The following is a 26,354-nucleotide window of genomic DNA, read 5'->3' on the forward strand; positions in this document are numbered from 1 at the left end:
CCGCTTTCGAGCTTCCGAATGGCCGATTCCGCCAGGGCGGGATCGCGGCTGAGATAGTGCGAATCCAGGATCTGATGGACGTCGCGGAGCGAGTGGCCCGTCACCGTTCCGATCTCCGGCGGCGTCGCTCCGGCTAGCGCCAGCCGCGCGGCGTGCCTCGTTCGGTGAGCAGGATCGTTTCGCCCGCCGCCGGGCGTAGCGCTGCGCCACCACCGCGCAGCGGGTTTGGAACCTCGATCGCTCCTGTCACGAGCTTGGCTAAATGGCGCCCCGCGGGCGATTACCTACCCCTTCAAATTTTAGAGGCATCGCATCAACTCCGAGGAAAACGTTTCTATAAAGTGTCCATGGTGTTGCAGATGACAGGGTAGAGTGCCCGTCGACGCCTGAGGATGCTAGATGGCGGTTCCAAGCTTTTGCTGTGCGCTTCTATTATTGGGCGCAATACCATCCTCTTTTGTTTCATCCTCTCAAGTTCCGAATGAAGCTGCTGTGGCGGCGGCAGCGGACGAGATCGGCAATGATGCTGCGGAGAACGCGAAGCAGTCTCCGGGCAAATCACGCGGCTCGCATGTAGAATTTCGGAACGGGTCCCCCGTCCTGGTCTTCCCCGATGGAGGGTCAACCCTTCGGCCGCTGGCACAGCTGATCATCGATGGAGAAACTACGAGCGGCGCACGGGACGCTGCGAGGAATCGCGGCGACCGCGGCGTGCGCGCGGCACATCTCGGCTTTGCCGGCACCGTGGCCGACCACGTCGTTTATCAGCTCGAGACAGAGTTTGCTTCCGGTTCCGCTGACGTGCTCTGGGCGTATGTCGGCTGGCGCGGCAAGGTGGCCGGGCTCACCGCCGATGTCCTGGCCGGCAACCTGCAGAACGATCGTAGCGTCGAGGGCAGCTCGGGCGGGGAGGCGCTGCCCTTTGCGGAGCCCAATTTTGTCGCCAGCGCGATTGCGCCCGACCGCGGCGGCTTCGGTTTCGGTGCGCAAGCACGGCTGATCGGCCGCGACTGGCACGCATCCTTTGCGGTGACCGGCAACGACATCGATGCGAACCATCCACAGACGGGCGACCGCACAAGCCTCGCCCGCGGGCACTGGAACCCGGTGAAGCGTGACGGCGCGATCCTTCATGTCGGCGCGTGGAGGTTCGATGAGAGATTCACGGGCGGCACCCGCACGCTCGGCGCCGACACCAATGTCGCACATGGCCTCAACCTGCGTACGGTGCTGCCCTCGCCGCCGCTGCTCGGCGCGCGCGGTGATCATGGCACGGGCGTGGAAGCGGGCGGCGTGCTCGGCCCGGTGTGGATGATGGCGGAAGCCGGTCGACGGGTGATCGACCTGCCGCGCGCGCAAGCACAAACCACCGCCAAGAGCCTCTCGGCAGGCTGGTTCCTGACGGGCGAAGCTCCGCCGTATGCGGCCGCTACCGGTGGCTTCGGTCGACCGATCGTGGCGCGCTCTGTGTTTCAGGGTGGATCAGGGCAAGTGGAACTCACTGCCCGCTATGAGGACATTCGGTTCACCATGCCGGGCTTCCGCAACACCGGCTCGAGCGTGACCGGCGGCGTCAATTGGTATTTGAGCAGCCAGATGCGGCTGATGGGCAACGTCACAGCCTGGCGGATGGCGCCCGACCAGCGGATGGCCGGAAGCGGCCCGCGCACCGACCATGGAACCACCTTCGTGCTCCGCGCTCAAATCGTTCTTTGAAACCTCTCGGATAGGGGAGAAACATGTCCATCATCAGTCGCCTGAATCTGTCAGGCAAGCTTATCGCCGCATTCGCGGCCGTCATCCTCGTCGTCATGGCCTCGGGCGCATATACCTACTGGTCGCTTAGCACGCTGGCGACGATCTCCGAGTCCAATGCCAACAGCATCAAGATGGCCCAGGAAGGCGAAGCCATGCTGGGTGCGATCATCCAGCAGGAAAACGCGCTTCGCGGCTTTGCCATGCTCGGCCGAGACGAACTGCTCGACGAATATAAGGGCAATATCGCTGCCTTTGAGAAATCGGCCAAGAGCTTCGAGACCGGCAATCCGCTGGCGGACCAGCAGCAGCGGCTGCGCGACCTGCGGACCGAGGTGGGCGACCTGAACAATCGCCGCTTCGCCGAACTGATCGCGCTGGCCCGCAATCCCGCCACGCGCGCCAAGGCACAGGAAATTTCGGGCCGCAAACAATTGCCGAAGGTTCGTGAGATCGTCGGCCAGATCCGGGAACGTCAGCAGCAGGTGATGGTCGATCAGCGCGCGGCGATGACCGCCGCCAAGAACGGCGCGGTGGCAGCCGTGATCATCGGCGCGCTCGGTGCTGTCGTGATCGCAGGCGCGATGGCCTGGCTGCTCGCTGGCGCGATCGTTCGACCGCTGGTGGGGATGACGGGCGTGATGACCCGGCTCGCCAATGGCGACACGCAAGTGGATGTTCCTGCGGTGGATCGCGCGGACGAAGTGGGCCTGATGGCGAAGGCGATGCTCGTCTTCCGCGAAAATGCGCAACAGAAGCAGATCGCCGATGCCGAGGCGGCCAAGGCCTTGGAAGAGCAGAATTTCGTTACCGAGACGATCTCGGAGAAGCTCGACATGGTGTCGCGTGGTGACCTGACCGCTTCCATCGCGGGCGAGTTTCCCAACGCCTATGCGGTGCTCCGCCAAAACTTCAACGATGCGATCGCCAACCTCCGCGAGTTGATCGGGTCGGTGATCGAATCGACTGCGGCGATCAAGACCGGCTCGAACGAGATCGCGCAGGCCAGCGAAGATCTCGCCCGGCGCACGGAAGCAAATGCCGCCAGCCTGGAGGAGACCTCCGCCGCCGTTTCGCAAATGGACCAGCGGCTCAAGGCAACGGCGATCGCAGCCGGCAGCACGTTGACACGCGCCGACGGGGCAATTTCGACCGTGTCGGGCGGTCGGACGATTGCCGATGAAGCGATGCAGGCGATGAGCCGAGTGTCGGAGAGTGCCAAGGGCATCGACAGCGTGATCGAGGGGCTCGACAAGATCGCCTTCCAGACCCGCGTGCTTGCGATGAACGCCGCCGTTGAAGCTGGCCGCGCGGGCGAGGCGGGTCGCGGCTTCGCGGTGGTCGCTGATCTCGTCTCCGCACTCGCCATGCGTGCGGAGGAGGAAGCCGGCCGCGCCCGCGATCAGCTGACCGCGACTCAGTCCGATATCGGCGCGGCGGTCGGCATGGTCGAGCGCGTCGATGGCGCGCTCGCGAATATCAGTGGCGACGTCGGCGAAGTTCACGCACTGCTCAGCAGCATGGCGGCGGACAATCAGGCCCAGGCCTCGGCCGTCACGCAGATCTCCGCTGCGATTGGCGCGATGGATACCGCAACCCAGCAGAATGCGGCGATGGTGGAGGAAACGTCTGCGGCCGCCCGAACGCTGAATTCGGAAGTCGTGACGCTGGCCAAACAAGCCGAGCGTTTCAACATCGGAGGCGAGGGCAGCGTGCGACTGAGCGGGGGCGCCAGCAAGCGCACCGGGCCGGTAAGCTTCCGCCCCACCCAACCCGCGCCCGCCAAGGCGAGCGCGCTCCCCAGCGCGGACGAGTGGACAACCTTCTGATCCTCGGAAGCTTGGTGAGAATACAGGGCCGGGGTCGCTCCCGGCCCTGTTGATTCAGGTCTCAGCCGACGTGCGTGTATGGTTTCCGTGCGGCACGAGCAGGCGGACGTCGGTTGGAGCGGGCCGTGCTGCCTGCGGCCGCTTGCGGTGCAGCTCAAGGCTTTGAAGTTCAGGACGCCCTATGACGCCATCAACGCCCTATGGAAATCAAAGCCCGATGCCTTTATCGTCAAACCAAGCCATCACATCCTGGGACCAAACACCTAGGGGGCAGAGTTGGTCACCGTGATTTTCGGGCAGGTTTGGGTTGCGACACTCGAACCGGACGGAAGGAACCACGATGACCGATCCGATGATGCACCTGCGTTTGCTGGTGGAGAAGACCCCGGACCCGGATATTTCGCGGGACATGATCGCATTCGCCGCGGAGCGGCTGATGGAGATGGAGGTTGGCGCGCTGACCGGTGCCGGGCATGGCGAGAAGCCACCGACGCGGCTGGTGCAGCGCAACGGTTACCGTGACCGCGATTGGCAGACCCGGGCCGGCACCGTCGAGCTGCGGATCCCCAAGCTACGCAAGGGCAGCTACTTTCCGACCGTCCTCGAGCCGCGGCGCATGGCCGAGCGCGCTGCCGCGGTGCCACGCCACCACCATTTCCACACGAGCACCGCGGGATTTGTGCGCGGTCAATCTGTCACCTGCACGCGCGCATTAGTGTTGGGATAACTTTTTTGTCCGATTAATTTGTTCGGGCGCTCTGCCAGACCCGGCGGCCCTTACGGGTACGCGGGAGGGAAGCATGGGGTTCGGCTGGCGTTCTGGGATCGGGTCGCCCCCTTGGGGCGGGAGGTGAGGGCGCAATGCGGTCGTTGAAGACCCTGCCGGCGCAGGATGTCCGACTGGGCATGTTCATCCACGGGTTTGAGGGATCCTGGTGGCAGCACCCGTTTTGGCGCGTGCGCTTCCTCCTCACCGATCCGCAGGACCTGCAGAAGCTCCGCGCGTTCAATGGCGGCGTCATCGTCGATCTCGACAAGTCGCAGCCCGTCGGCGAGGCGGACCGCGTGCCGGACTCCCTCGCCAAACCGGATAGCGGTGCCCAGCCCGAAGGAGCGCCGTCGCGGCGCCTCCGCGTCCCGATGTGGCGTGCCGGTTCCACCGCGTTAAAGTCGCAGGAGGCCCGCGCCGCGAAGCTGGTGACCGGGGCGCTGGATACCGTGCGTGGCACGTTCGACGATCTCCGGCTGGGCCGAGCGGTTTCGCAAGAGAAGGTCGCCGCGCTGGTCGACAGCATTTCCGCAGAGCTCGATGACAACGCGCCGGCGCTGCTTCGTGTGCTGCAGCTCAAGAGCAAGCACCAATATACCTATCTGCATTCGGTCGCGGTCTGCACGCTGATGGTCAATCTCGCCCGCCACCTTGCGCTGGACGAGGAGCAGGTGCGGACGCTGGGGCTGGCCGGCTTGCTCCACGACGTGGGCAAGGTCGCCATTCCCGACGCTGTGCTCGACAAGCCGGGCCGCCTGACGCCGGAGGAACTGGAACTGGTGCGGACCCATCCGCAGGAAGGCGTCGCGCTGCTCCGCGAGGATCCCACCATTCCGGAACTCGCCCTGGAAGTGTGTCTGCATCACCATGAGCGCTGGGACGGCAACGGCTATCCCGATCGGCAGGCGGCCGCGGGCATCAGCTTGCCGGCCCGGATGGGGGCGATCTGCGACGTCTATGACGCGCTCACCTCGCATCGGGCCTATAAGCAGGCTTGGCTGCCGGCGCGGGCGCTGGGCGAGATGTGGCGCTGGGAGGGGCATTTCGATCGCCCGCTGCTGTTCGCATTCATGCAAAGCATCCAGCTCTTTCCGCCAGGCCTGCTGGTCCGGCTTGCCTCGGATCGGCTGGCCCTCGTTCTCGAAAACGGGAAGCGCGCGTCGCGCACGCGGTTGCTCGTCTTCTATTCCTATGCCGAGCAGGCGAGCCTGGAGCCGAGCGTGTTGGTGCTGGACGGCGCCGAGGCCGAGGACGGCATTATCGACTTCGAGCACGAGGCCGACGCCCCGGTCCCGATTCCGGCGTTGGACTTGTATGCGCCGGCACCGGTACCGACATCGGCAGAACCTTAGGCAGAATCCCTGAACGGTACACCGATCAGGATCGTCTATAACAAGAACAGGAAGAGGGTGATCTGAACGGAGTAGCGTACATGCGTATGTTGCGGGAATTGCCGCCGGAATTGGTCGAGGGCCGGGGCGTTGATCCGGCTGCGTCGCGCAGCCTGCTGCTGATGGCGATGGGCAGCGTGCTGTTCTGGGCGAGCGTGGCGGTGTGGATCCTGCGCTGATCGCGCCCAATTCCGTCTTGAGGCCGTAACAGCTTTTCCGTTCCGGTCCGCCGTTGCAGATCGATCGCGCGACGCCATGTTGCTTCCGACGATGCCCTGTCCCTAGAAGCGGCATCGAAGATTCGTCGGAAAGCAGAGCATGACCGCCACCCATTCTACCCGCATGTTGATCCTGGGCTCGGGCCCCGCCGGCCTCTCGGCCGCCATCTATGGCGCGCGCGCAGGCCTCGCCCCCATCGTCGTCCAGGGCATCCAGCCCGGTGGCCAGTTGATGACCACCACCGATGTCGAGAATTATCCCGGCTTCCGCGAAGTGATCCAGGGCCCGTGGCTGATGCAGGAAATGCAGGCCCAGGCCGAGCATGTCGGCGCGCAGATGATGTGGGACACGATCGTCGAGGTCGACGTGACCCAGCGCCCGTTCCGTCTCGTCGGCGACGGCGGCACCGTCTATACCGGCGACACGCTGGTGATCGCCACCGGCGCCCAGGCGCGCTGGCTGGGCCTCGACTCGGAAGAGCTGCTCAAGGGCAAGGGCGTCAGCGCCTGCGCGACCTGCGACGGCTTCTTCTTCCGCGGCAAGAAGGTGGCGGTGATCGGCGGCGGCAACACCGCGGTCGAGGAAGCACTGTACCTCACCAACCACAGCCATGACGTGACGCTGATCCACCGCCGCGATTCGCTGCGCGCCGAGAAGATCCTCCAGCAGCGCCTGTTCGCCAACGAGCGGGTCAATGTGGCTTGGAACAAGGAAGTCGTGCGCTTCCTCGGCGGCGGCCAGCCCGAAGGTCTGGTCGGCATCGAGCTGAAGGACACGGTAACCGGCGAGCTTTCGACGCTGGAGGTTGATGGCGGCTTCGTCGCGATCGGTCACCATCCGGCGACCGAGCTGTTCCGCGGCCATATCGCGCTCGACGACGACGGCTATATCCAGGTCGAGAAGGGCACGACCAACACCAGCGTGCCGGGCGTGTTCGCCTGTGGCGACGTGATGGACAAGCATTACCGCCAGGCGATTACCGCAGCGGGCACCGGCTGCATGGCGGCGCTCGATGCCGAGCGATTCCTGGCCGCGGCGGATTTCGAGACGGTGGCCCAGGCGGCCGAGTAACCGACGATCAGGGCGCTCGCTGCTCGGCGAGCGCCTCGATCACCCGCTCGTAGAGCCAGGCCTTGTCGGTGGTGCCGGCAAAATCATGGCTGGCGGTATCGAATTGCTTGCGGCGGATGCGCGTGCCGGTCGCGGCGAATGCCGGCTTGTGCAGCGCGTCGGCGAAATCGGCGGCGATCGGGTCCCGCGTCGCCAGCAACACCGTTATCGGCACCTCGCTCTGCATGACCGCGGCCGCAAGCTCGCCGAGCAGGCTGGGCGCAGGCTCGGGGCGACGCGCCGCGACCCGGCCGAGCATCTGCCGCATCCAGCCGCGGTTCGCCGCGCCGGTTTCCTCTTCCAGATCCGGCGTCTTGGGCGGCCCGACCACCACCGGGTTGGCGAGCAGCAGCGCGTCGATCCGCGCCTGCGCGTGGAACAGGGTCAGCGCGCTTGCGGCGTCGCCATTGCCAAACCCCACCACCCGGCGCAGCTTTGCCTCGCGGCGGAACACGCTTGCCGCCGCCGCGATGTCGGCGGCGCTCTCCAGAAAACCGTGATTCAGCCCGCCCGAATCGCCGACGCCGCGGCGATCGAAGCGAAACACCGGGTGACCGGCCGCCGCGATTCGATGGGCGAGTTGCGACATGTTGCGATGCGGGCCGCTGCGGATCTCGTTGCCGCCAGAGACGATCAGCAGGCCGGTATCCCCGGACGCGCTGTCGAGCGTGCCGATCAGCAAGTCACCCAGGCAGGGGAAGCTGATCAGGCTTCGCACGCGCGGACCCAGGCGGCAATGTCTTCCGCCAGAAGATGGGCGAGCTCGCTGTCCTGCGATGGCGCGGGTTCGCGCCACAAGGCACGGCCCGGCACGAGCCGATCGGCCGGACGCGTGTCCCCCTCGAGCCGCAGGGTGCGGGCGGGCTCGACATGGCAGTCCGGCAACTCTTCGAGAAACGCGTCGGGGAGCCGGTGCCCGCCATAATGGGGCAATCCGCCGCTGCGATGCAGCCGCCGCAGCGCGCGCAGCAGCGCGTCGCCGGGCTGGGGGGCAAAATGCCAGCGGCGGCGCACCACCACGCTGCCGTCGAGCAGCGCGCCGCTGCGGATCGCCATCGAATAGGCGCGCCCGCCGGCGGTGCGTGCCGCTGCGGCAAAGCCGGCGCGCAAGTCGGAAATGGCGATGCGCTCGCTGGGGATCAGGCTTTCGCCCGTGCCGGGAAGTTCGGGCAGCACGCCGGCGATGCCGTGCTTGTCGGCCAGCGCGCGCAGGATCGTGACGGCAAAACCGCGCATGCGGTTCGCCTCTTCGAACAGCGGAAGCGCTGCAATGACGACGGGGCCGCTGCCGGGACCGAAGCGCAACATCGCTTCGCGGCCGCCTGCCCAGTCATAGGGTTCGATCACCCCAAGGACTTTCGCGCCGCGAAGCGGGTGAGGGTCCCGAAGCTTTCGAGCATCTCCCCGTCGACTTCGTCGTCCTCGATCAGGATGCCCAACCGGTCTTCCATCTCCGTCAGCACCCCGGCCACGGCGAGCGAATCGAGCTCGGGCAGCGCGCCGAACAGCGGGGTATCCGCCTCGAACGCCGCGACGCGATCGTCGCTCAAACCGAGTACGTCGCGCAAGACGCCGCGCACGGTGGTTTCGACTTCGAGCATGGCTTCAGGCCGCAATGGGTATCCCCTGCAAAAACTTTGCGCTTCCGTAAGGCTTGGCGGCGGCGCTGCCAAGACTATGGGTGGTCGCATGATCGCGCTCGATCCTGCCCCGCATCTTATAGACGCGCTGCCGCTGCGTGGCGCGCCCGACGCCATTGCTTTGGAGGACAAGGCCGGTACGCTGACCTATGCCGGGCTGGAGGCGGCGGTGGGCGGCATGGCGCATGCGCTCGCTGCCCACGGCCTGCCGGCAGGCGAGCGGGTGGCGAGCTGGTTGCCCAAGACCCGCGCCGCTTGCCTGTTGCCGCTGGCCGCGCCGCGCGCCGGGCTGGTCCATGTGCCCGTCAACCCGGCGCTCAAGCACGCGCAGGTCGCGCATATCCTGGCGGACAGCGGCGCGCGGCTGCTGGTGACGCAGCAGGCGCGGCTGGCGGCGCTGGCGCCGGGGGACGTGCCCGCAGACTGCCGCATCGTGACCGAGGAGGAACTGGCCGGCAGCGACCTGCTGCCCCCGGCGCACGGTGACCCCGATGCGTTGGCGGCGATCCTCTACACCTCCGGCTCCACCGGCAGGCCCAAGGGGGTGATGCTCAGCCATGCCAATCTGTGGCTGGGCGCGATCAGTGTCGCGCACTATCTGAAGGTCGCGCCCGCGGACCGGGTGCTGGGTGTGCTGCCGCTCAGCTTCGACTATGGCCAGAACCAGCTTTTCTCGACCTGGGCGGCCGGCGCGCGGGTGGTACCGCTCGACTATCTCACCGCGCGCGACGTGGTGAAGGCGGTGGAGCGGTTCGGCATCACGTCGCTGGCGGGGGTGCCGCCGCTCTGGGTGCAACTGCTCGAAGCCGAGTGGCCGGCGGAAGCGGCGGCGAGGCTCAAGCGGCTCACCAACTCGGGCGGCGCGCTCACCCGGCCGCTGGTGCAGGGGCTGCGCGAGCGTTTTCCCGAGGCCGATCTCTATCCGATGTACGGCCTGACCGAGGCGTTTCGCTCGACCTATCTCGATCCAGCGCTGGTCGATGCGCATCCCGAATCGATCGGCCGTGCGATCCCGTTCGCGGAGATCCTGGTCGTCGATGTCGACGGGCGGCGCGCGGCCCAGGGCGAGCTCGTCCATGCCGGGCCGCTGGTCGCCAAGGGCTATTGGCGCGATCCCGAGCGTACGGCGTTGCGCTTTCGCCCGGCGCCGGCCTTTGCCGCGCATCCTGGGACGGCGGTCTGGTCGGGCGACACCGTGGCCGAGGACGCCGACGGGCTGCTCCGTTTCGTCGGCCGCGACGACGAGATGATCAAGTCTTCGGGCAACCGGATCAGCCCCACCGAGATCGAGGAAGCGGTGGTCGCCGGCGGCGAGACCAGCGAGGCGGTGGCGTTCGGCGTGCCCGATGCGCGACTGGGCCAGGCGATCCTGGTCGTCGCGCGGGGCGATGGCAGCCGGGAGGCGGAACTGCGCGCACGGCTGCGGCGGGAACTCCCGAGCTTCCAGCAGCCGGCCCGCTATATCTGGCGCGAAAGCCTGCCGCGCAACGCCAATGGCAAGCTCGATCGCGCCGGGCTCAAGGGAGAAGTGGCATGAACGCCAAGCCGATCGGGCCGATTCCGGCCGACTTTGCCGAACAGGCGGTGCTCCATGTCGCCGGGCAAGGCGCTGCCGACTGGGCGGCGGCAGGGACGCCGCTCTACCTCTATGACATGGCCGCCGTCTCGGCGCGGATCGCGCGGTTCCGTGCGGCGATGCCAAAGCGGGTGGCGCTGCACTATGCGATCAAGGCCAATCCGTTCCCGCCGCTGATCGCCGCGATCGCGCAGCAGGTGGACGGCATCGACGTCGCCTCGGCGGGCGAAATGGACAAGGCGCTCGCGGCGATGCCGGCCGCCGCGATCAGCTTCGCGGGGCCGGGCAAGCGCGACGCCGAACTCGAAGCGGCGATCCGCGCCGGCGTGACGCTCAACCTCGAATCCGAAGGCGAGGCCGATCGCGCGCTGGCGATCGGCGCGCGGCTTGGGGTCGCGCCGCGGCTCGCCGTGCGGGTGAACCCCGATTTCGAGCTGCGCGGATCGGGGATGAAGATGGGCGGCCGGGCGTCGCCCTTCGGCATCGATGCGGCGCGCGTGCCGGGGCTGGTGCGGCGGCTGATCGCGGCAGGGGCGGACTGGCGGGGCTTCCACATCTATGCCGGGTCGCAGGCGCTGTCGGCCGAGGCGGTGATCGAGACGCAGGCCGCCACCATCGGCCTCGCTGCCCGGCTCGCGGAGGAGGCAGGGGCGCTGCCGCCGCTGGTCAACCTCGGCGGCGGCTTCGGCATCCCCTATTTCCCCGGCGACGTGCCGCTCGATGTCAAGGCGGTGGGTAGCGCGCTGGCGGGGGAGCTGGATCGGCTCGACACCCACTATGCGATCGAGCTCGGCCGCTGGCTGGTCGGCGAGGCGGGCATCTATCTGGCGCGCGTGGTCGACCGGAAGGAAAGCCAAGGCGAGACTTTCCTGGTCGTCGATGGCGGGCTCAACCACCACCTCGCGGCGACCGGTAATTTCGGTACTGTCGTGCGCCGCAACTATCCTGTCGCGGTCGCGCACCGGATGCAGGATCCGGTCGAGGAAGTGGTGAGCGTGGTCGGCCCGCTCTGCACGCCGCTCGACCGGCTGGCCGACCGGGTGGCGCTCCCGCGCGCCGAGGTGGGCGACCTGATCGCGATCTTCGCTTCGGGCGCGTACGGCGCCAGCGCCAGCCCGCAGGCATTTCTCGGCCACCCGCCGGTTCGCGAGGTTCTGGCCGGGGTCTGACGCCTAACGGTAAATTTACGCGTCCTGCGCCATAGCGCGTGCTCCGGCAGGGGCGTGCGGCAATCCGCCTTGCTGCCGCTTGGAGGCATGGCAATGGCGGTTTCGTTCGGGATCAAGGCGGCGGCGACGCTGGCGCTGGCGGCGCTGCTCTCGGCGTGCGGCGCCCCGCATGCGCGCCCCGAGCTGCCTGCCGCCGGCTTTGTCGGTGCCAAGCAGGCGCCGAGCGACGAATATGTCATCGGCCCGCTCGACCAGCTCAGCATCTTCGTCTGGCGCAACCCGGAGCTGACCACCAAGGTGCAGGTGCGCCCCGATGGCCGTATCACCACGCCGCTGATCAACGACATGCCGGCCGTCGGCAAGACGCCGGCAATGCTCGCCGACGACCTGAAGCTCGCGCTCAGCGAATTCATCAAGGATCCGATCGTATCGGTGATCGTCGAGAATTTCTCGGGCACCTTCGCCCAGCAGATCCGCGTCGTCGGCGCGACCGAGAAGCCTGCCTCGCTGCCCTATCGTGCCAACATGTCGATCCTCGATGCGATGATCGCGGTGGGCGGCCTCAACGAATTCGCCGCTGGCAACCGCGCCCGGCTGGTGCGCTATGATCCGCAGACCGGCCAGCAGCGCGAATACAAGCTGCGCCTGTCGGACCTGCTGAAGAGCGGCGACACCTCCGCCAATGTCCGCCTGGAGCCGGGCGACGTGATCATCATCCCGCAGAGCATGTTCTGATGGGGAGCCTGTTCGACGAGGTGCGCGGCGCGATCCATGCCGTGTGGATGCGCCGCACGCTCGCACTGGCGGTGGCCTGGGCGATCTGCGTGATCGGCTGGGTCGCCGTGTCCCGCATCCCGGACAGCTATGAATCCAAGGCGCGCGTGCTGGTGGAACTGCGCCAGGTGCTGCCGAGCGACGGCGGTGCGGGCACGGCCGGCCAGCAGCAGGACATCGATCGCATCCGCCAGACGCTGACCAGCTCGGTGAACCTCGAAAAGGTCGTCCGCGGCACCGATCTCGCCAGGACGATCACCAAACCGGCGGACCTGGGCGCGCGCATCGCCGGGCTGCAAAAGGCGATCAAGCTCACCGCCCAGCAGGACAATCTGTTCGAGATCGCGGTGACCGGCGCCGATCCGGCGATCTGCCGCCAGGTCGTGGAGAAGCTGATCGCGCTGTTCCGCGACAACAAGCTCGCCGACAGCCGCGACGAGAGCAGCCAGTCGCTGACGTTCCTCGACCAGCAGCTCGCCGAGCGGCAACAGGCGCTGCAGGCGGCCGAAGCCAAGCGCGCCGACTTCCAGTCGCGCTTCCTCGGGAGCCTGCCCGGCACCGGTTCGCTCGACGATCGGATCGGCGCGGCGCAGCAGCAGTTGGGGCAGATCGAAAGCGACCTCGCCGCCGCCCAGAGCAGCCTGAGCGCGGTCAACGCGCAGATGGCGGGCACGCCTGCCAGCGTTGCGGGGCAGGGCGGGATCGTCACCGGCACCGGCCCGGCACGTGCGCGGCTCGCCGATCTCCAGGCGCAGCTCGCCGAGGTCCGCGCCCGCGGCTTTACCGAGGCGCATCCCGATGTGATCGCCCTGCGCCAGCAGATCGCCAGCGCCCAGGCCGCCGCGGCGCGCGAGCCGGCGGCGGGCAGCGGCGGTGGCGGCAGCTTCGCCAATCCGCTCTATCTCAGCCTGCGCTCGATGCAGGCGGACAAGGCGGCGCAGGTCGCCGCGCTCAACCAGCGCCGCGCGCAGATCCAGGGCGACCTTGCCGCGCTCAGCGCCAAGCTCGGCCAGGCGCCGCAGGTGGCGGCGGAGCAGGGGCAGATCGATCGCGACTATCAGGTGCTGAAGGACCAGTATGCCAAACTGCTCGCCGACCGCGAGCAACTGCGGATCAGCAGCCAGGCACAGAGCCAGACCGACGCGGTGAAGTTCAGCGTCATCGACCCGCCGACCCAACCCCATGCGCCCAGCGCGCCCAACCGGCCGATGCTGCTCACCGCGGTGCTGGTCGCGGGGCTCGGCGCAGGCGTGGCGGTGGCGTTCCTGCTCGCCAAGCTGCGCACCACCTTCGACACCGCGATGCGGCTGGAAAAGGCGAGCGGGATGCCGGTGATCGGCTCGATCGGCGAAGTGATCACGCCGGCCCAGCAAGTCCGCCGTCGCCGCCAACTGCAGCGCTTTCTCGGTGCGGTGGGGGGGCTGGGTGCCGTCTACGCGGCGATCCTGCTGCTCGTGATGTTCCACCATGGCGCGGGGGCCTGAGCGATGAACGAGCATAGCCCCAAGCGCTATTATGGCTCGCTGATCCAGCGCGCGGTCGCGATGATGCCCGGCCTGCCCGACGAGGCGCCAAAGCCGCAGGCGAGCGCCGCCGCGCCGGAGTCGCGGGCGGAAATGCCCGTCCACCCGCGCCCATTGGTATCGATCGACCGCAGGCGGCTGGCCGATGCCGGCCTGCTGGTGCCCGGCGGGCCGATCACCCCGCTCGCCGAGGAGTTCCGGATGGTGAAGCGCCAGCTGCTGCTCACCGCCCGCGGCGTCGCCGGCGTCGATGCCGATCGCGCGCGGATGATCCTGGTCTGCTCGGCCCAGCCGGACGAGGGCAAGACCTTCTGCGCGATCAACCTCGCGCTCTCGATGGCAGCCGAGAAGGACGTCGAGATCCTGCTGGCCGATGCCGATTTCGCCAAGCCCGATGTTTCGAAGCGGCTCGGCATCGGCGAGGGGCGGCCCGGCCTGCTCGATGCGCTGGCCGGGCAGATCGATGTCGAGGAATGCATTGTCGACACCGATGTGCCGCAGCTTGCGATCCTGCCCGCCGGTGCCCGCAGCGTCAGCGATACCGAGCTGCTGGCGAGCGACGGCGCCCGGGCGATGCTCGATCGGCTGGCCGCCGCCAATCCGCGCCGCATCGTGATCTTTGATTCGCCCCCGGCGCTGGCCGCGTCGCCGGCATCGGTGCTGGCGCTGCATGTCGGCCAGACGATGATGGTGGTGCGCGCCGACCGCACCAGCGAAGAGGATCTGCGCGCCGCCGTCGCCGCGCTCGATGGCTGCGAGCATATCCAGCTGGTGCTCAACGCGGTGTCGTTCCAGCCGCAGGGCCGGCGCTTCGGCAGCTATTACGCGCAGGCCGGCCGGTGATTCGTGGTGCGATCGTGCTGGCCGCCTGCGCCGCCGCGATCGCGCCCGCGGCCGCCCAGCGCCGCGCGACCGTCACGCCCTATCTCGAGGTGAGCCAGGTCGCTACCGCCGAGCTCAACGGCGGCGAGACGCTGACCTATTCGCAACTGGGTGCCGGGATCGACGGCAGCATCCGCACGCGGCGCGTGCAGGTGCAGCTGAGCTACCAGTATCAGCACCGCTTCACCGAAAAGGGCAGCCTGCAATCGGGTGACAGCCATAACGGGCTGGCCCAGGCACGGATCGCCGTCGCCCGTGGGGTAACGCTGGAGAGCGGGGCCGTCGCCACCCGTACCCGCACCGATGCCCGCGGCGACGCGCTCAATGGCAATGCGGCGACCGCGCGCAACGCCAGCCAGCTCTACTCCGCTTATGCCGGGCCGAAGCTCGACAGCCGGCTGGGGCCGTTGTTCGTGCAGGGAGCCTATCGCTTCGGCTTCACCCAGATCGACGACGGGACCGCGACGGGCATTCCGGCGGCGCTGCCGCAGCTGGACCGGTTCGATCATTCGACCTCGCACGCGCTGAACGCCAGCATCGGCGCCAAGCCCGGCGCACTGCTGCCGGTGGGCGTGAGCGTCACCGGCGGGCTGGTGCGCGAGGCGGCGAGCCAGCTCGACCAGCGTTTCGCCAGCAGCTCGGTACGCGGCGATGCGATCGTCCCGGTCACGCGCACCGCCGCGCTGGTGGGCGGCGCGGGCTATGAGCGGATCACCGTTCGCCAGCGCGATCCGGTGCTGACCCTGAGCGGCCAGCCCGTGGTCGACGGAGCAGGGCGCTATGTCACCGATCCGGCGACGCCGCAGCGCATCGCCTATGCGTTCGATGGACTGTTCTGGGACGGCGGGGTGCTCTGGCGCCCCAGCCGTCGCACCGCGCTCGATCTGCGGATCGGGCGGCGCTACGGTGCGATGCGCTACACCGGCAGCTTCACCTATCAGCGTAGCACCGGCAGCGGCATCCAGGTCGCGGTCTACGATACGGTCGAGACCTATGGCCAGCAGGTCGGCGGCAGCCTTGCCGCGCTGCCGGTCGGGTTCGTCACCACCGCCGACCCGTTCGGCAGCCAGGGTGGCGCCTGCATCTATGGCACCAGCGGCGCGGCGGCGGGCGGCTGCATCGCCGGCGCCTTCTCTTCGGCCGCGACGGCCGCCTATCGCGGGCGCGGCATGACCGCCAATGCGGTGTGGAGCCGCGGAACGACCCGGCTGGGCGTCGGCGGTGGCGTTGCCCGGCGCGACTTCCTCACTCCCGTCGGCGTCGCGACGACGGCCGGCGGCAGCTGGGACGAGAGCTTCTACGCCCAGGCGTTCGCCGCGCTCGCTGCCGGTCGGAACGGGACGGTCGGGATGAACCTGCTCGCCAGCTATTATGACGGCGACATTCCCGGCAGCACCGCCGTGTTCGGCTGGGGGGCAAACGCCGCCTACACGCACCGCCTCGGCCAGCTGAGCCTCACCGCGACGGCAGGCCTGTACGGCTCGCTACGCGACGGGCCGGACCAGGCATCGGCACAGGGGCTGATCGGGGCGCGCTATGACTTCTAGCATGGAGGGAGCGGGGCCGCTCCGGAGACTGCAACGATGATGGACGATCATTACGGGCTGAGCGGCCGGCCGTTCCAGCTGACACCCGATCCGCGCTTCTGGTTCGATACCGCCACGCACGGCAAGGCGATGGCCTATCTCGGCTATGGCCTCAGCCAGGGCGAGGGCTTCGTCGTCATCACCGGCGATCCAGGCGCGGGCAAGACCACGCTGATGGGGCATCTGCTCGCCGAACTCGATGGCGAGCGGCTCAACGTCGTCAAGATCGTCTCCACGCATTTGCGCGCCGACGATCTGCTGCGGCTGGTCGCGCAGGGCCTGGGGCTCGCGGGCGACGACCTGTCCAAGGCGGCGCTTCTCTCGGCGATCGAGCATGGGCTGCACGCGATCGCCCGCGCCGGGCGCCGCACGCTGCTGGTGGTCGACGAAGCACAGGCGTTGCCCTCCGAAAGCCTGGACGAACTGCGCATGCTCTCCAATTTCCAGGCCGGCGGCTATCCGCTGCTGCAGATCTTCCTGCTCGGCCAGCCCGAGTTCCGGCTGGTACTGCAACGGCCGGCGTTCGAGCAGCTTCGGCAGCGAGTGATCGCGATGCACCACCTGGCGCCGATGGAGCTGGAGGAGGTCGAGGCCTATCTGATGCACCGGCTGACGCTGGTCGGCTGGCAGGGCCGGCCGCGCTTCACCACCGATGCGCTGGCGGCGATGCATCGCTGGTCGGGCGGGATACCACGGCGGCTCAACCAGCTGGCGAGCCGGGTGATGCTCTACGGCGCGGTCGAGGCGATCGAGAATTTCGGCGCGCCCGATATCGCCGCGGTGATCGACGATATCGAGCAGGAAAGCGTGATCGAGGAGGCGCCCGAGCCCGCGCCGATCCCCGAGACGCCGCGGCCCAGCCGCGTCGCGGAACTGCGCGCCGCCCCCGCCGGATCGGCCGAGACGCGCGCGCTGGAGCGCCGCGTCGCCGAACTGGAGGCGCAGGTCGCCTCGCAGTCCGATGCGCTGCGGCGCGTGCTGGCGCTGCTGGTCGACTGGGTAGAGAAGGACGATGGCCGCAGCGGCATCGATCTCGATACGCTGCGCGGCGGCGCGGCCTGAGCCATGACGCTGCGCAACGGCCTCTCGGTCGACGTCGAGGACTGGTTCCAGGTCGGCGCGTTCGAAACGACGATCCGGCGCGACGACTGGGACGGGCTGGAGCGACGCGTCGAGGCGAACACCGATCGCGTGCTCGACCTGTTCGCCGAAGCGGGCGTGCAGGGCACCTTCTTCACGCTGGGTTGGGTCGCCGAGCGGCACCCACGGCTGATCCGCCGCATCGCCGAGGCCGGGCATGAAGTCGCCAGCCATGGCTGGGACCATGCCCGCGTCTTCACCCTGACGCCGGACCAGTTCCGCGTCGATCTCGCCCGCGCCCGTGCCGCGCTGGAGGATGCCGCGGGGGTGGCGGTCAACGGCTACCGGGCGCCGAGCTTCTCGATCGACCGGCGGACGCCCTGGGCGCATGCGGTGCTCGCCGAGGCGGGCTATTGCTATTCCTCGAGTATCGCGCCGATCGCGCACGACCATTATGGCTGGCCCGATGCGCCGCGCGTGCCGTTCCGGCCGCTGCCCGATGCCCGGCTGATCGAATTGCCCATTACCATCGCGCGGGTGCTGGGCCGCGAGGTCACCGCCGGCGGGGGCTTCTTCCGGCTGCTGCCGCACGGCGTGACCGATCGCGCGGTCCGGGTGGCCAATGCCGGCGACGAGGCGGCGATCTTCTATTTCCATCCCTGGGAAATCGATCCCGGGCAGCCGCGCGTCGCGGGCGCGCCGCTCAAGTCGCGGCTGCGCCATTATGCCCGGCTGGGCGCGATGGCGGGCAAGCTGCGCCGGCTGATCGCCGCGCATCGCTGGGGGCGGATGGACGCCGTCGCCGAGCGCGCCGCGGAGCGGCTGGCGTGACGCTCGCGGTTCGGTCCGCCGATCTGCACGACGCGGCCGAGCGCCGCCGGCTGGCGGCCTGGGTCGATGCGCATCCCGAGGGTACGCCGTTCCACCTCCCCGAGTGGAGCATGGCGGTGGCGAAAGGATGTCGTCAGCAAAGTCACTATCTGGTGGCAGAGCGGGGCGATGGGGCGATTGCGGGCCTATTGCCGCTGACCGCGATCGCTTCGCCACTGTTCGGACGGGCGCTGGTGTCGACCGGCTTCGGGGTCGGCGGCGGCATTCTCGCCGCACAGGAGGGCGCGGTCGCACCGCTGGCGGCAGCGGCGTGGCGCCTTGCCGAGCGGCTGCGCTGCCCGAGCCTCGATCTGCGCGGCGGCCCGTGCCCGGGCGCGGACTGGCAGCGCGACGATGCCACCTATGTCGGCTTCGTCCGGCGGCTCGCCACCGGGGACGAGGCGGAACTGCTCGCGGTGCCGCGCAAGCAGCGCGCCGAACTGCGCAAGGCGCTCGCGGCCGACCTTGCGGTTGAGGTCGGTGCCGATCGGGCGGCCCGGCGCGTGCACTATGCCGTCTATGCGGAAAGCGTCCGTAATCTGGGCACGCCGGTTTTCCCCGCCGCGTTGTTCGGCGCGGTGCTGGAGGCGTTCGGGCGGGAGGCAGACATCCTCACCGTCCGCCATCAGGGCCGCGCCGTCGCCAGCGTCCTCAGCCTGTATTGGCGCGGCACCGTCTATCCCTATTGGGGCGGCGGGACCGAGGCAGCGCGAGGCCTGCGTGCCAACGACCGGATGTATTTCGCGCTGATGGCGCATGCGCGGCTGCGCGGCTGCGCGCGGTTCGATTTCGGCCGCTCGAAGGTCGGCACCGGCGCGGCGGCGTTCAAGAAGAACTGGGGCTTCACACCGCTCCCGCTGACCTATTTCTCACGCCATGCAGAAGGCGCCGAACCGCGCAGCATCAATCCGCTCGATCCCAAATACCGGCTCCAGATCGCCGCGTGGAAACGGCTGCCGGTGTGGGCGGCGAACCGCATCGGTCCCTGGATCGCGCGGGGGCTCGGCTGATGGGCGAGATCCTCTTTCTCGCGCATCGCATTCCGTTTCCGCCCGACCGCGGCGACAAGATCCGCGCGTATCATCTGCTCCGCCACCTGGCGCGCGATCACCGCGTCCACCTCGTCGCCTTTGCCGACGATGCCGCCGATCTGGAGCAGCAGGACGGGCTGGAGCCCTTCACGGCCAGCCGCACCATCGTCCGGCGGTCGCCGCCCACGCCGTGGACGGGAGTGCGCGCGCTGCTCCAGCGCCGGCCGGTCTCGCTCACCGCATTCGATCATCCCGAGGTGCACCGGGCGGTGACTGCGCTGCTCGACCGGCATCCGATCGACACGATCTTCCTCTTTTCCAGCCAGATGGCGCAGTATCTGCCCGCATGCCCGGCGCAGCGCGTGGTGATGGACTTCGTCGACATGGATTCGGCCAAGTTCGCCGCCTATGCCGAACAGGCCCATGGTCCGATGCGCTGGGTGCACCGGCGTGAGGCGCGACTGCTCCTCCTCCACGAGCAACAGGTGGCCGAACACGCTGATGTGAGCCTGTTCGTCAGCGACGCCGAGGCGGCGCTGTTCCGCGCGCGGGCCGGCGCGCGCCGCGTCCATGCCGTCGAGAACGGCATCGATACCGCCTTCTACGATCCGGCGCTGCGCTTCGACCCGGTGGCGGGCGAGGGGCCGCTGCTCGTGTTCACCGGCCAGATGGATTATCGCCCGAACATCGAGGCGGTGACCTGGTTCGCCGACGCGGTGCTGCCGCGGATACGTGACGTCCATCCCTCCGCCCGCTTCGTAATCGTCGGCCGTGCCCCCGTGTCAGCGGTACAGGCACTTGCCGAGCGCGCGGGCATCGTGGTGACCGGCGCGGTGCCCGATGTGCGCGACTGGCTCGCCGCCGCCACGCTGGTGGTAGCGCCGCTGCGCCTCGCCCGCGGCATCCAGAACAAGGTGCTGGAAGGCATGGCGATGGCGCTGCCGGTGGTTGCGTCGCCGGCGGCGGCCGAGGGGATTGATCACGCCGGCACGCTCTGCGTCGCCGACGACGCACCAGCCTTTGCCGACAGCGTCTGCGACCTGCTCGCCACCCCTGCGCGCGCCCGGGCTTTGGGCGCGGCGGCGCGCGCCCGCGTCGTCGCCCGCTATGGCTGGGACGCACGGCTGGCACCGCTCGACGCGCTGCTCGCCGCATCGGCATGAGCCCGCGCACCCTTGGGGTGGCGCACCTGCCCGTCGCTTGGTACCGCCCGCCCACGATGCGGATCAGGACGAGCAACGGCGGGGTGGGGATGGGCGATCACGAGGGCATGCGCTGATGTGCGGCATCGCCGGCCTGTTCTACCCCGGGCTTCCCAAGCCGATCGATCCCGCCCGCATCGTCGCGATGAGCGATGCCCAGGCGCATCGCGGCCCGGATGGCTCGGGGGTGTGGTGCGTCGCCGGGGTGGGGCTCGGCCATCGCCGCCTGGCGATCATCGATCTGGAGGGCGGCGTCCAGCCGATGGCGCTGCCCGATCAGAGCCTCGCCGTCACTTTCAACGGCGAGATCTACAATTTCCGCGAGGTCCGGGCCGAGCTGGCGGCGCTCGGCGCCCGCTTCTCGACCGACAGCGATACCGAGGTGCTGCTCCATGGCTGGCGCGCCTGGGGGCCGGATCTGCTGGCGCGGCTGAACGGCATGTTCGCCTTCGCGCTCTATGACGCTACGACGCAGAGCCTTTTCCTCGCCCGCGATCGCTTCGGGGTGAAGCCGCTCCATTACGCCGAACTCGCCGATGGCGCGATTGCCTTCGCCTCCGAGCTCAAGGGCCTCCTCGCCCATCCGCTGCTTCGCCGCGCCGCCGATTTTCGCGCCGTCGAGGATTATCTCGGGCTCGGCTATGTGCCTGACGACGCGTGCATCGTCGCCGGCGTGCAGAAGCTTGCCGCCGGCCATTTCCTCCTCGTCCAGCGCGGCCGGCCGGTGCCGCAGCCGGTGCGCTGGTGGGATATCGACTTCAGCCGTCGCGCCACCGGCAGCCGGCGCGACCTGCAGGCCGAACTGGTCGAGCGGATGCGCGCCGCGGTGCGGTCGCGCATGGTCGCCGACGTGCCGCTCGGCGCTTTTCTTTCGGGCGGCGTCGACAGCTCGGCCGTGGTCGCGCTGATGGCGGAGCGCAGCAAGGCGGCGGTGAAGACCTGCACGATCGGTTTCGACGAGGCCGGGCTCGACGAGACCGGCTATGCCGCCAAGGTCGCCGAGCGTTTCGCCACCAGCCACCGCACCCGAACCGTGGGCGCCGAGGATTACGGCCTGATCGAGACGCTGGTCGCGGCGTTCGACGAGCCCTTCGCCGACGCCTCGGCCTTGCCCACCTACCGGGTGTGCCAGCTCGCCCGCGAAAGCGTGACCGTGGCGCTGTCGGGCGACGGCGCCGACGAGGCGCTGGCCGGCTATCGCCGCCACCGCTTCTTCGCCGCCGAGGAGCGGGTGCGCGGGCTGCTCGCGCCGGACCTGCGGGCACGGGTCTTCGGGCAGCTGGGCGCGCTCTACCCCAAGGCCGACTGGGCGCCGCGGCCGCTGCGCGCCAAGACGACGCTGCTCGCGCTCGCCGAGGACGGGGCGGCCGCCTATGCCAAGGCGGTCGGCGTCACCACGCCGGCGCTGCGGGACCAGCTCTACAGCGACACGGCGCGCGCCGCGCTTGGCGGCTATCGGGCCGAAACGCGGTATGTGGAGACGATGCGGAACGCGCCCGCGCGCGACGCGCTCGACCGCGCCCAATATGCCGATATCCAGCACTGGCTGCCGGGCGACATTCTCACCAAGGTCGATCGCACCAGCATGGCGGTAGGGCTGGAGGCGCGCGAGCCGCTGCTCGACCACCGGCTCGTCGAGTTCGAAGCGAGCCTGCCGCCGTCGCTCCGTATCCGCGGCGGCCAGGGCAAGTGGCTGATGAAGAAGGTGCTGGAGCCCTGGCTGCCGCGCGAGATCCTCTATCGGCCGAAGATGGGGTTCGTCACCCCGATCAGCGGCTGGTTCCGCACCGCGCTGGCGGACGAGGCGGCGGCGCTCGCCCGATCGCCGCTGCTGCTCCAGAGCGGCTGGTTCGAGCCGCGCACCATCGCCCGGCTGGCCGAGGACCATCGGTCCGGCCGCGCGGAGCATGGCCGCACGCTGTGGCAACTGGTGATGCTCGAGCGCAGCCTTGCGCGGTTGTTCGGGACCTGACCACCTTGATCCTCCGTCCAGACACGTTGTCATCCCCGCGGAGGCGGGGATCCATTGGCGCTGAACTTGCGGTTCTTTCCCCGGGGCGTGGGGGGCAATGGATTCCCGCCTTCGCGGGAATGACGAGGATGATCGAGGCGCCGTTATCCGCCGTCTGAAACCTGTCGGAGTCGCTACTCGACCGCCGCCAGCGCCGCTTCCATCGCGCCGGCATAGCTGCTGCCGAACAGCCGGAGGTGCACGAGCAGCGGCCACAGCCGGTAGATCGGCTGCCGCGCCTGCCATCCGGATTCCAGCGCGAGCGCGTCGAAGAAGCGGGGCGGCGGTGCGTCGAACAGCGTCAGCATCGCCGCATCGACCTCGCGGTGGCCATGATAACAGGCCGGATCGATCAGCGCGGTGACGTGGCCACCCGCTACCAGGATGTTGCCACCCCAGAGATCGCCGTGAAGCAGCGCCGGGGCCGGGTGCGCGGGCAGCAGATCGCGCAGGCGATCCGCAAGTCGATCGATCCGGCGCGCGAGCGTCGCCGGCAGATGGGGCAGGTGGCAGCGCAAGCGGCGCTCGGCCCAGAAGCTCGGCCAGTCGCTGCTCGCCCCGTTAGGGACGGCGACGCGGCCAAAGGCATAATCGGCCTGCCAGCCATAGCCGGGCCCGGCAGTGGCGTGCAGGGTGTGCAGCACTGCCGCCAGGCTGTCCCAGCTGGTGCCGAACTGGCCGTCGTTCGGCATCTCCTCGATCAGCAGCAGATCCTCGCCCAGCGCCAGCACGGCAGGCGCGGGGGCGCCGCTCGCGGCGAGGGCGGCGAGCATCTCGGCCTCGACCGAAACCAGCGGCCCCTGCTTGGCGATCGCGCTGCCGCCATCCGTGAGCCTTAGCCGGTGCACGGCGGACAGATCCCCGCCCGAAAGCGCCGCCGCACCCAGGACGGGGGTGCCCAGCAGGGCGGCGGCACGGTCGGCGAGGCTGGTGTGCATCGGCGGCCTGTTCAGATCAGATAGCTGCGAACGATCGCGACCAGTTCCTCGGCCGCCTGCACCTTGGGATCGCCCGGCGCGGCATCGGGTTCCAGCATGTGCTCGCGAATATGATCCTCGATCACCTCTGCAATGAAGCCGTCGAGTGCGCCCCGGCAGGCGGTCGCCTGTTGCAGCACGCGGGCACATTCGGCGTCCGCATCGACGGCGCGCTCGATCGCCTCGATCTGGCCGCGCAGCCTTTTCAAGCGGTTAAGCAGCTTCTGCTTTTCGCGCGCGACATGGCTCATGCTGGCCCCTTCCGTTTCGCTTGCCTGATACCCCCCTAGGGTATAGGGGCGCCCCCGTCGAGTCGGCGATGTCCGCCGGGTTTCGGGGTGCACAATCATGGTCCATGCCTTCCGCAAGGCTGCCGCACGCACGGCAGCGCTGTCCTTCCTGCTGCCGATTGCCGCGCAGGCGCAGGACACCGCCGACCCGCAGACCTGGGCGGTGCACGGGCAGGCGACGATGGTGGTGCAGGGCGTGGGCGGCTTCACCGATCCCTATCGCGGCACCAACAGCCTCGCGCCCAAGCAGGTGCGCGAGACGATCGACGTGACGCTTTTTGCCGGCGTGCGGCCCTGGGCGGGCGGCGAGCTGTGGGCGAACCCGGAGATCGATCAGGGCTTCGGCCTGTCGAACACGCTGGGCGTGGCGGGCTTTCCCAGCGCCGAGGCGTACAAAGTCGGCAAGGACGAGCCCTATCTGCGGCTCCAGCGACTGTTCTTCCGCCAGACGATCGGGCTGGGCGGGGAGACGAGTGCGGTGGCGCCGGCGATGAACGTGCTGGGGGGCACCCAGACCGCCAACCGGCTGGTGCTGACCGCCGGCAAGTTCGGCGTCGGCGACGTCTTCGACACCAACCGCTACGCCCATGATCCGCGTGGCGATTTCCTCAACTGGTCGGCGGTCGACACCGGCAGCTTCGACTATGCCGCCGATGCCTGGGGCTATTCCACCGGCATCGCCGCCGAATGGTATCAGGGGGCCTGGACGCTGCGCGCCGGTCTGTTCAACCTCTCCAAGGTGCCCAATGGCGAGACGCTGGAGCGCGACTTCCGCCAGTACCAGGTCGATGTCGAGGTCGAGCATCGCCACATGCTCGGCGGCCAGCCCGGCGCGATCCGCGTCACCGCGTTTCGCAATCGGGGGCAGTTCGGGCGGTTCGACGATGCGCTGGCGCTCGGCGCGGCGCAAGGCCAGGTGGCGGATACGGCGCTTGTTCGCCAGCGCACGACCCGCATGGGGGCGGACGTGAACGTGGAGCAGGCGGTGACCTCGACGCTGGGCGTCTTCGCCCGCGCCGGCTTCGCCGATGGTTCGATCGAGCCCTATGACTTCACCGACATCGATCGCACCGCCCAGTTCGGCGCATCGCTGAACGGGGCGGGCTGGGGCCGGGCCAACGACCGGATCGGGCTGGTCGGCATCGTCAACGGCATCTCGCGCGAGCATCAGCGGTATCTGAATGCGGGCGGCATCGGCGTGCTCGTGGGCGACGGCAAGCTGCCGCACCCGGGCAGCGAGGCGATCGCCGAGGCCTATTATGACTGGCAGCCGCGCAAGGGCTTCGACGTGACGCTCGATTATCAGTTCATCGCCAACCCAGGGTACAACCGGGATCGCGGGCCGGCCAACGTCTTCGCGGTTCGCTTCCACGGCGGGTTCTGAGCCGCTTCAGAACACCGGCTGGTTGGCGTCGTCGTCGCCGGTCGGCGTGTGGATGCCGCACTCGGTCTTGTCCCAGCCGCGCCAGCGGCCGGCGCGGGGGTCTTCGCCGGGCTTGACGATGCTGGTGCACGGCGCGCAGCCGATCGAGAGATAGCCCTGGGCGACCAGCGGGTGGACCGGCAGATCGTGCGCGGCGAAATAGGTGTCGAGATCGGCCTTGGTCCAGTCCGCCAGCGGATTGATCTTGAGCCGGTCGCTGTCGAGCTCGAAGCGGGGCAGCGCGGTGCGGGTGCTCGCCTGGAACGCCTTGCGGCCGGTGATCGTCGCGTCGAAGCCCGCCAGCCCTGCCTCCAGCGGCAGCACCTTGCGGATCTCGCAGCAGCCGTCCGGATCATAGGACCAGCGCAACTCGGTCGCATCGCGCTTGGCGAGCAGCGCCGGATCGGGGCGGAGATTGCGGAAGTCGGTGAGGCCGAGCCGCTCGACCAGAAGGTCGCGATAGGCGAGCGTTTCCGGGAAATGCTTGGCCGTGTCGAGGAACAGCACCGGCACCGAGCGATCGACGCTGGCGACGAGGTGCAGCAGCGCCGCCGATTCCGCGCCGAACGAGGAGACGATCGCTGTCTCGCCGGTCAGCTTCTCGGCGAGCACGGTGCGCAGCATCTCCAGCGTCGGCACGCCCTCGAACCGCGCGTTGAGCCGGACCGCGTCCGCCTCGGTGGAGCGCGGCGCCACGTCGATCCGGTCGATGCGACGCACCGCGTCAGCCATGCCGCAGCTTCCACACCGGCACGACGCTGTCGGCTGCGGGCTGGTACCGGAAGTCGTAGCGGCCGAGCGCGGCCTCCAGCGTTTCGGAATCGATCGGCGCGTCGGGGGCGAAGCTGTCGAAGCCGCAGCGGCGCATCAGCGGGATCTGATCGACCAGCACGTCGCCCTGCGCGCGCAACTCGCCCTTGTAGCCCGCCTCGCGAAGGATGCGCGCAGACGAATAGCCGCGGCCGTCGCGGAAGCTGGGAAAGCTCACCTCGACCAGCGCGATGCGATCGAGATGCGGCAGCAGCGCACGGGCATCCTCGCCGGCTTCGATCCGCACCGCGGTAGCGTTGGACTGGCCGAAGAAGCTGTCGAGCGTCACCGCCGGCTCGTCATGCGCCTCGTCGTCGCGGTAGCGCAGGAACTCAACCATCAGTTCCCCTCCCGCTTGCGGGAGGGGCTAGGGGAGGGACCGACGTGGAAGAAGCGCTTAGACGGCTCAGCCCCCCCCCCCCCCCCCCCCCCCCCCC

24 protein-coding genes and 2 pseudogenes are annotated in these 26,354 nt (G+C 69.0%); 19 read left to right on the forward strand and 7 right to left on the reverse strand.

Annotated features, from left to right (window positions below; all coding sequences use genetic code 11):
- The first annotated feature begins 492 nt into the window (after nt 1-492).
- From SAZ01S_RS02480 to trxB, 7 genes and pseudogenes are all read left to right on the forward strand, one after another.
- Nucleotides 493-1,716 carry an OprO/OprP family phosphate-selective porin gene (locus SAZ01S_RS02480; protein ID WP_167693048.1) on the forward strand — a complete coding sequence of 408 codons (1,224 nt, stop codon included), beginning with the start codon at nt 493-495 and terminating at the stop codon, nt 1,714-1,716.
- A 23-nt stretch (nt 1,717-1,739) separates the two neighbouring features.
- Nucleotides 1,740-3,584, forward strand: a complete 1,845-nt coding sequence (locus SAZ01S_RS02485) for a methyl-accepting chemotaxis protein (protein ID WP_084579719.1) — start codon at nt 1,740-1,742, stop codon at nt 3,582-3,584.
- 144 nt (nt 3,585-3,728) lie between these two features.
- Nucleotides 3,729-3,851, forward strand: a pseudogene (locus SAZ01S_RS02490) (IS481 family transposase); the annotation flags it as partial.
- 73 nt (nt 3,852-3,924) lie between these two features.
- Nucleotides 3,925-4,215 (forward strand): annotated as a pseudogene (locus SAZ01S_RS02495) (transposase); the annotation flags it as partial.
- 239 nt (nt 4,216-4,454) lie between these two features.
- Nucleotides 4,455-5,705, forward strand: coding sequence for a cyclic di-GMP phosphodiesterase (locus SAZ01S_RS02500; RefSeq protein ID WP_167693049.1), 1,251 nt, complete (start codon nt 4,455-4,457; stop codon nt 5,703-5,705).
- An 80-nt stretch (nt 5,706-5,785) separates the two neighbouring features.
- Entirely contained in the window at nt 5,786-5,923 is a 138-nt protein-coding gene (locus tag SAZ01S_RS23925) for a hypothetical protein (RefSeq protein WP_167693050.1), read from the forward strand.
- Nucleotides 5,924-6,062: 139 nt separating this feature from the next.
- Complete coding sequence (gene trxB, locus SAZ01S_RS02505; protein ID WP_084579725.1) at nt 6,063-7,034, forward strand: thioredoxin-disulfide reductase; 972 nt, start codon at nt 6,063-6,065, stop codon at nt 7,032-7,034.
- Nucleotides 7,035-7,041: 7 nt separating this feature from the next.
- Here the strand turns inward: trxB and SAZ01S_RS02510 are convergent, their stop codons facing one another.
- From SAZ01S_RS02510 to SAZ01S_RS02520, 3 genes are read right to left on the reverse strand one after another with little or no spacing between them, the layout of a single operon-like run.
- Nucleotides 7,042-7,791 (reverse strand): serine aminopeptidase domain-containing protein, encoded by a 750-nt coding sequence (locus SAZ01S_RS02510; RefSeq protein ID WP_084579727.1) that lies wholly within the window; start codon nt 7,789-7,791, stop codon nt 7,042-7,044.
- The gene (locus SAZ01S_RS02515) at nt 7,779-8,420 is read right to left on the reverse strand and encodes a hypothetical protein (protein ID WP_084579729.1); all 642 of its coding nucleotides are present in this window, start codon (nt 8,418-8,420) and stop codon (nt 7,779-7,781) included. The genes SAZ01S_RS02510 and SAZ01S_RS02515 overlap by 13 nt, the downstream gene beginning before the upstream one ends.
- Nucleotides 8,417-8,674 (reverse strand): acyl carrier protein, encoded by a 258-nt coding sequence (locus SAZ01S_RS02520; RefSeq protein ID WP_139809905.1) that lies wholly within the window; start codon nt 8,672-8,674, stop codon nt 8,417-8,419. The genes SAZ01S_RS02515 and SAZ01S_RS02520 overlap by 4 nt, the downstream gene beginning before the upstream one ends.
- A gap of 88 nt (nt 8,675-8,762) precedes the next feature.
- Here SAZ01S_RS02520 and SAZ01S_RS02525 point away from each other — a divergent pair, with 88 nt between their 5' ends.
- From SAZ01S_RS02525 to SAZ01S_RS02575, 11 genes are all read left to right on the forward strand, one after another.
- Nucleotides 8,763-10,250, forward strand: a complete 1,488-nt coding sequence (locus SAZ01S_RS02525) for an acyl-CoA ligase (AMP-forming), exosortase A system-associated (protein WP_174596077.1) — start codon at nt 8,763-8,765, stop codon at nt 10,248-10,250.
- Entirely contained in the window at nt 10,247-11,458 is a 1,212-nt protein-coding gene (locus SAZ01S_RS02530; RefSeq protein WP_084579733.1) for a pyridoxal-dependent decarboxylase, exosortase A system-associated, read from the forward strand. Before SAZ01S_RS02525 ends, SAZ01S_RS02530 begins: the two co-directional genes overlap by 4 nt.
- Nucleotides 11,459-11,551: 93 nt before the next feature.
- The gene (locus SAZ01S_RS02535; protein ID WP_439951206.1) at nt 11,552-12,193 is read left to right on the forward strand and encodes an XrtA/PEP-CTERM system exopolysaccharide export protein; all 642 of its coding nucleotides are present in this window, start codon (nt 11,552-11,554) and stop codon (nt 12,191-12,193) included.
- On the forward strand, nt 12,193-13,716 hold the full coding sequence (locus tag SAZ01S_RS02540) for an XrtA system polysaccharide chain length determinant (RefSeq protein WP_084579737.1): 1,524 nt from the start codon (nt 12,193-12,195) through the stop codon (nt 13,714-13,716). The genes SAZ01S_RS02535 and SAZ01S_RS02540 overlap by 1 nt, the downstream gene beginning before the upstream one ends.
- A 3-nt stretch (nt 13,717-13,719) precedes the next feature.
- Nucleotides 13,720-14,598, forward strand: coding sequence for an AAA family ATPase (locus SAZ01S_RS02545; protein WP_084579739.1), 879 nt, complete (start codon nt 13,720-13,722; stop codon nt 14,596-14,598).
- On the forward strand, nt 14,595-16,184 hold the full coding sequence (locus tag SAZ01S_RS02550; protein WP_084579741.1) for a hypothetical protein: 1,590 nt from the start codon (nt 14,595-14,597) through the stop codon (nt 16,182-16,184). Before SAZ01S_RS02545 ends, SAZ01S_RS02550 begins: the two co-directional genes overlap by 4 nt.
- Before the next feature lie 36 nt (nt 16,185-16,220).
- Nucleotides 16,221-17,285 carry an ExeA family protein gene (locus SAZ01S_RS02555; protein WP_084579743.1) on the forward strand — a complete coding sequence of 355 codons (1,065 nt, stop codon included), beginning with the start codon at nt 16,221-16,223 and terminating at the stop codon, nt 17,283-17,285.
- A gap of 3 nt (nt 17,286-17,288) precedes the next feature.
- Complete coding sequence (locus tag SAZ01S_RS02560; protein WP_084579745.1) at nt 17,289-18,134, forward strand: XrtA system polysaccharide deacetylase; 846 nt, start codon at nt 17,289-17,291, stop codon at nt 18,132-18,134.
- A complete protein-coding gene (locus SAZ01S_RS02565) occupies nt 18,131-19,183 on the forward strand; it encodes a FemAB family XrtA/PEP-CTERM system-associated protein (protein ID WP_084579747.1) in 1,053 nt (350 codons plus the stop codon). The genes SAZ01S_RS02560 and SAZ01S_RS02565 overlap by 4 nt, the downstream gene beginning before the upstream one ends.
- Complete coding sequence (locus tag SAZ01S_RS02570) at nt 19,183-20,367, forward strand: TIGR03087 family PEP-CTERM/XrtA system glycosyltransferase (RefSeq protein WP_084579749.1); 1,185 nt, start codon at nt 19,183-19,185, stop codon at nt 20,365-20,367. The genes SAZ01S_RS02565 and SAZ01S_RS02570 overlap by 1 nt, the downstream gene beginning before the upstream one ends.
- Nucleotides 20,368-20,482: 115 nt before the next feature.
- On the forward strand, nt 20,483-22,378 hold the full coding sequence (locus SAZ01S_RS02575; protein ID WP_084579751.1) for an XrtA/PEP-CTERM system amidotransferase: 1,896 nt from the start codon (nt 20,483-20,485) through the stop codon (nt 22,376-22,378).
- A 173-nt stretch (nt 22,379-22,551) separates the two neighbouring features.
- Here SAZ01S_RS02575 and SAZ01S_RS02580 read toward each other — a convergent pair whose 3' ends face one another.
- Together SAZ01S_RS02580 and SAZ01S_RS02585 are read right to left on the reverse strand one after the other, a co-directional pair.
- Nucleotides 22,552-23,355, reverse strand: coding sequence for a fructosamine kinase family protein (locus tag SAZ01S_RS02580; RefSeq protein WP_084579753.1), 804 nt, complete (start codon nt 23,353-23,355; stop codon nt 22,552-22,554).
- A gap of 11 nt (nt 23,356-23,366) precedes the next feature.
- A complete protein-coding gene (locus SAZ01S_RS02585; protein ID WP_084579755.1) occupies nt 23,367-23,645 on the reverse strand; it encodes a metal/formaldehyde-sensitive transcriptional repressor in 279 nt (92 codons plus the stop codon).
- Between the two features lie 97 nt (nt 23,646-23,742).
- On the opposite strand from SAZ01S_RS02585, the gene SAZ01S_RS02590 reads away from it, so the two are divergent.
- Nucleotides 23,743-25,068, forward strand: a complete 1,326-nt coding sequence (locus tag SAZ01S_RS02590) for a carbohydrate porin (RefSeq protein WP_139809906.1) — start codon at nt 23,743-23,745, stop codon at nt 25,066-25,068.
- A 6-nt stretch (nt 25,069-25,074) separates the two neighbouring features.
- On the opposite strand, the gene SAZ01S_RS02595 is transcribed toward SAZ01S_RS02590, so the two are convergent.
- Together SAZ01S_RS02595 and SAZ01S_RS02600 are read right to left on the reverse strand one after the other, a co-directional pair.
- Nucleotides 25,075-25,839: a phosphoadenylyl-sulfate reductase gene (locus SAZ01S_RS02595; protein WP_084579757.1), complete on the reverse strand. Its 765-nt coding sequence runs from the start codon at nt 25,837-25,839 to the stop codon at nt 25,075-25,077.
- Nucleotides 25,832-26,257 carry a DUF934 domain-containing protein gene (locus tag SAZ01S_RS02600; RefSeq protein WP_084579759.1) on the reverse strand — a complete coding sequence of 142 codons (426 nt, stop codon included), beginning with the start codon at nt 26,255-26,257 and terminating at the stop codon, nt 25,832-25,834. Before SAZ01S_RS02600 ends, SAZ01S_RS02595 begins: the two co-directional genes overlap by 8 nt.
- Nucleotides 26,258-26,354 lie beyond the last annotated feature (97 nt).

The organism is Sphingomonas azotifigens NBRC 15497, from assembly GCF_002091475.1.
In the GTDB taxonomy this organism is placed as follows: Bacteria; Pseudomonadota; Alphaproteobacteria; order Sphingomonadales; family Sphingomonadaceae; genus Sphingomonas; species Sphingomonas azotifigens.

What these genes read in the sequence shown, in the direction of transcription:
- SAZ01S_RS02485 (WP_084579719.1), top strand. Translation starts at nt 1,740, where the DNA reads ATGTCCATCATCAGTCGCCTGAATCTGTCAGGCAAGCTTATCGCCGCA.
- SAZ01S_RS23925 (WP_167693050.1), top strand. Translation starts at nt 5,786, where the DNA reads ATGCGTATGTTGCGGGAATTGCCGCCGGAATTGGTCGAGGGCCGGGGC.
- trxB (WP_084579725.1), top strand. Translation starts at nt 6,063, where the DNA reads ATGACCGCCACCCATTCTACCCGCATGTTGATCCTGGGCTCGGGCCCC.
- SAZ01S_RS02520 (WP_139809905.1), bottom strand. Translation starts at nt 8,674, where the DNA reads ATGCTCGAAGTCGAAACCACCGTGCGCGGCGTCTTGCGCGACGTACTC.
- SAZ01S_RS02525 (WP_174596077.1), top strand. Translation starts at nt 8,763, where the DNA reads ATGATCGCGCTCGATCCTGCCCCGCATCTTATAGACGCGCTGCCGCTG.
- SAZ01S_RS02530 (WP_084579733.1), top strand. Translation starts at nt 10,247, where the DNA reads ATGAACGCCAAGCCGATCGGGCCGATTCCGGCCGACTTTGCCGAACAG.
- SAZ01S_RS02535 (WP_439951206.1), top strand. Translation starts at nt 11,552, where the DNA reads ATGGCGGTTTCGTTCGGGATCAAGGCGGCGGCGACGCTGGCGCTGGCG.
- SAZ01S_RS02540 (WP_084579737.1), top strand. Translation starts at nt 12,193, where the DNA reads ATGGGGAGCCTGTTCGACGAGGTGCGCGGCGCGATCCATGCCGTGTGG.
- SAZ01S_RS02545 (WP_084579739.1), top strand. Translation starts at nt 13,720, where the DNA reads ATGAACGAGCATAGCCCCAAGCGCTATTATGGCTCGCTGATCCAGCGC.
- SAZ01S_RS02555 (WP_084579743.1), top strand. Translation starts at nt 16,221, where the DNA reads ATGATGGACGATCATTACGGGCTGAGCGGCCGGCCGTTCCAGCTGACA.
- SAZ01S_RS02560 (WP_084579745.1), top strand. Translation starts at nt 17,289, where the DNA reads ATGACGCTGCGCAACGGCCTCTCGGTCGACGTCGAGGACTGGTTCCAG.
- SAZ01S_RS02570 (WP_084579749.1), top strand. Translation starts at nt 19,183, where the DNA reads ATGGGCGAGATCCTCTTTCTCGCGCATCGCATTCCGTTTCCGCCCGAC.
- SAZ01S_RS02575 (WP_084579751.1), top strand. Translation starts at nt 20,483, where the DNA reads ATGTGCGGCATCGCCGGCCTGTTCTACCCCGGGCTTCCCAAGCCGATC.
- SAZ01S_RS02580 (WP_084579753.1), bottom strand. Translation starts at nt 23,355, where the DNA reads ATGCACACCAGCCTCGCCGACCGTGCCGCCGCCCTGCTGGGCACCCCC.
- SAZ01S_RS02585 (WP_084579755.1), bottom strand. Translation starts at nt 23,645, where the DNA reads ATGAGCCATGTCGCGCGCGAAAAGCAGAAGCTGCTTAACCGCTTGAAA.
- SAZ01S_RS02590 (WP_139809906.1), top strand. Translation starts at nt 23,743, where the DNA reads ATGGTCCATGCCTTCCGCAAGGCTGCCGCACGCACGGCAGCGCTGTCC.
- SAZ01S_RS02595 (WP_084579757.1), bottom strand. Translation starts at nt 25,839, where the DNA reads ATGGCTGACGCGGTGCGTCGCATCGACCGGATCGACGTGGCGCCGCGC.
- SAZ01S_RS02600 (WP_084579759.1), bottom strand. Translation starts at nt 26,257, where the DNA reads ATGGTTGAGTTCCTGCGCTACCGCGACGACGAGGCGCATGACGAGCCG.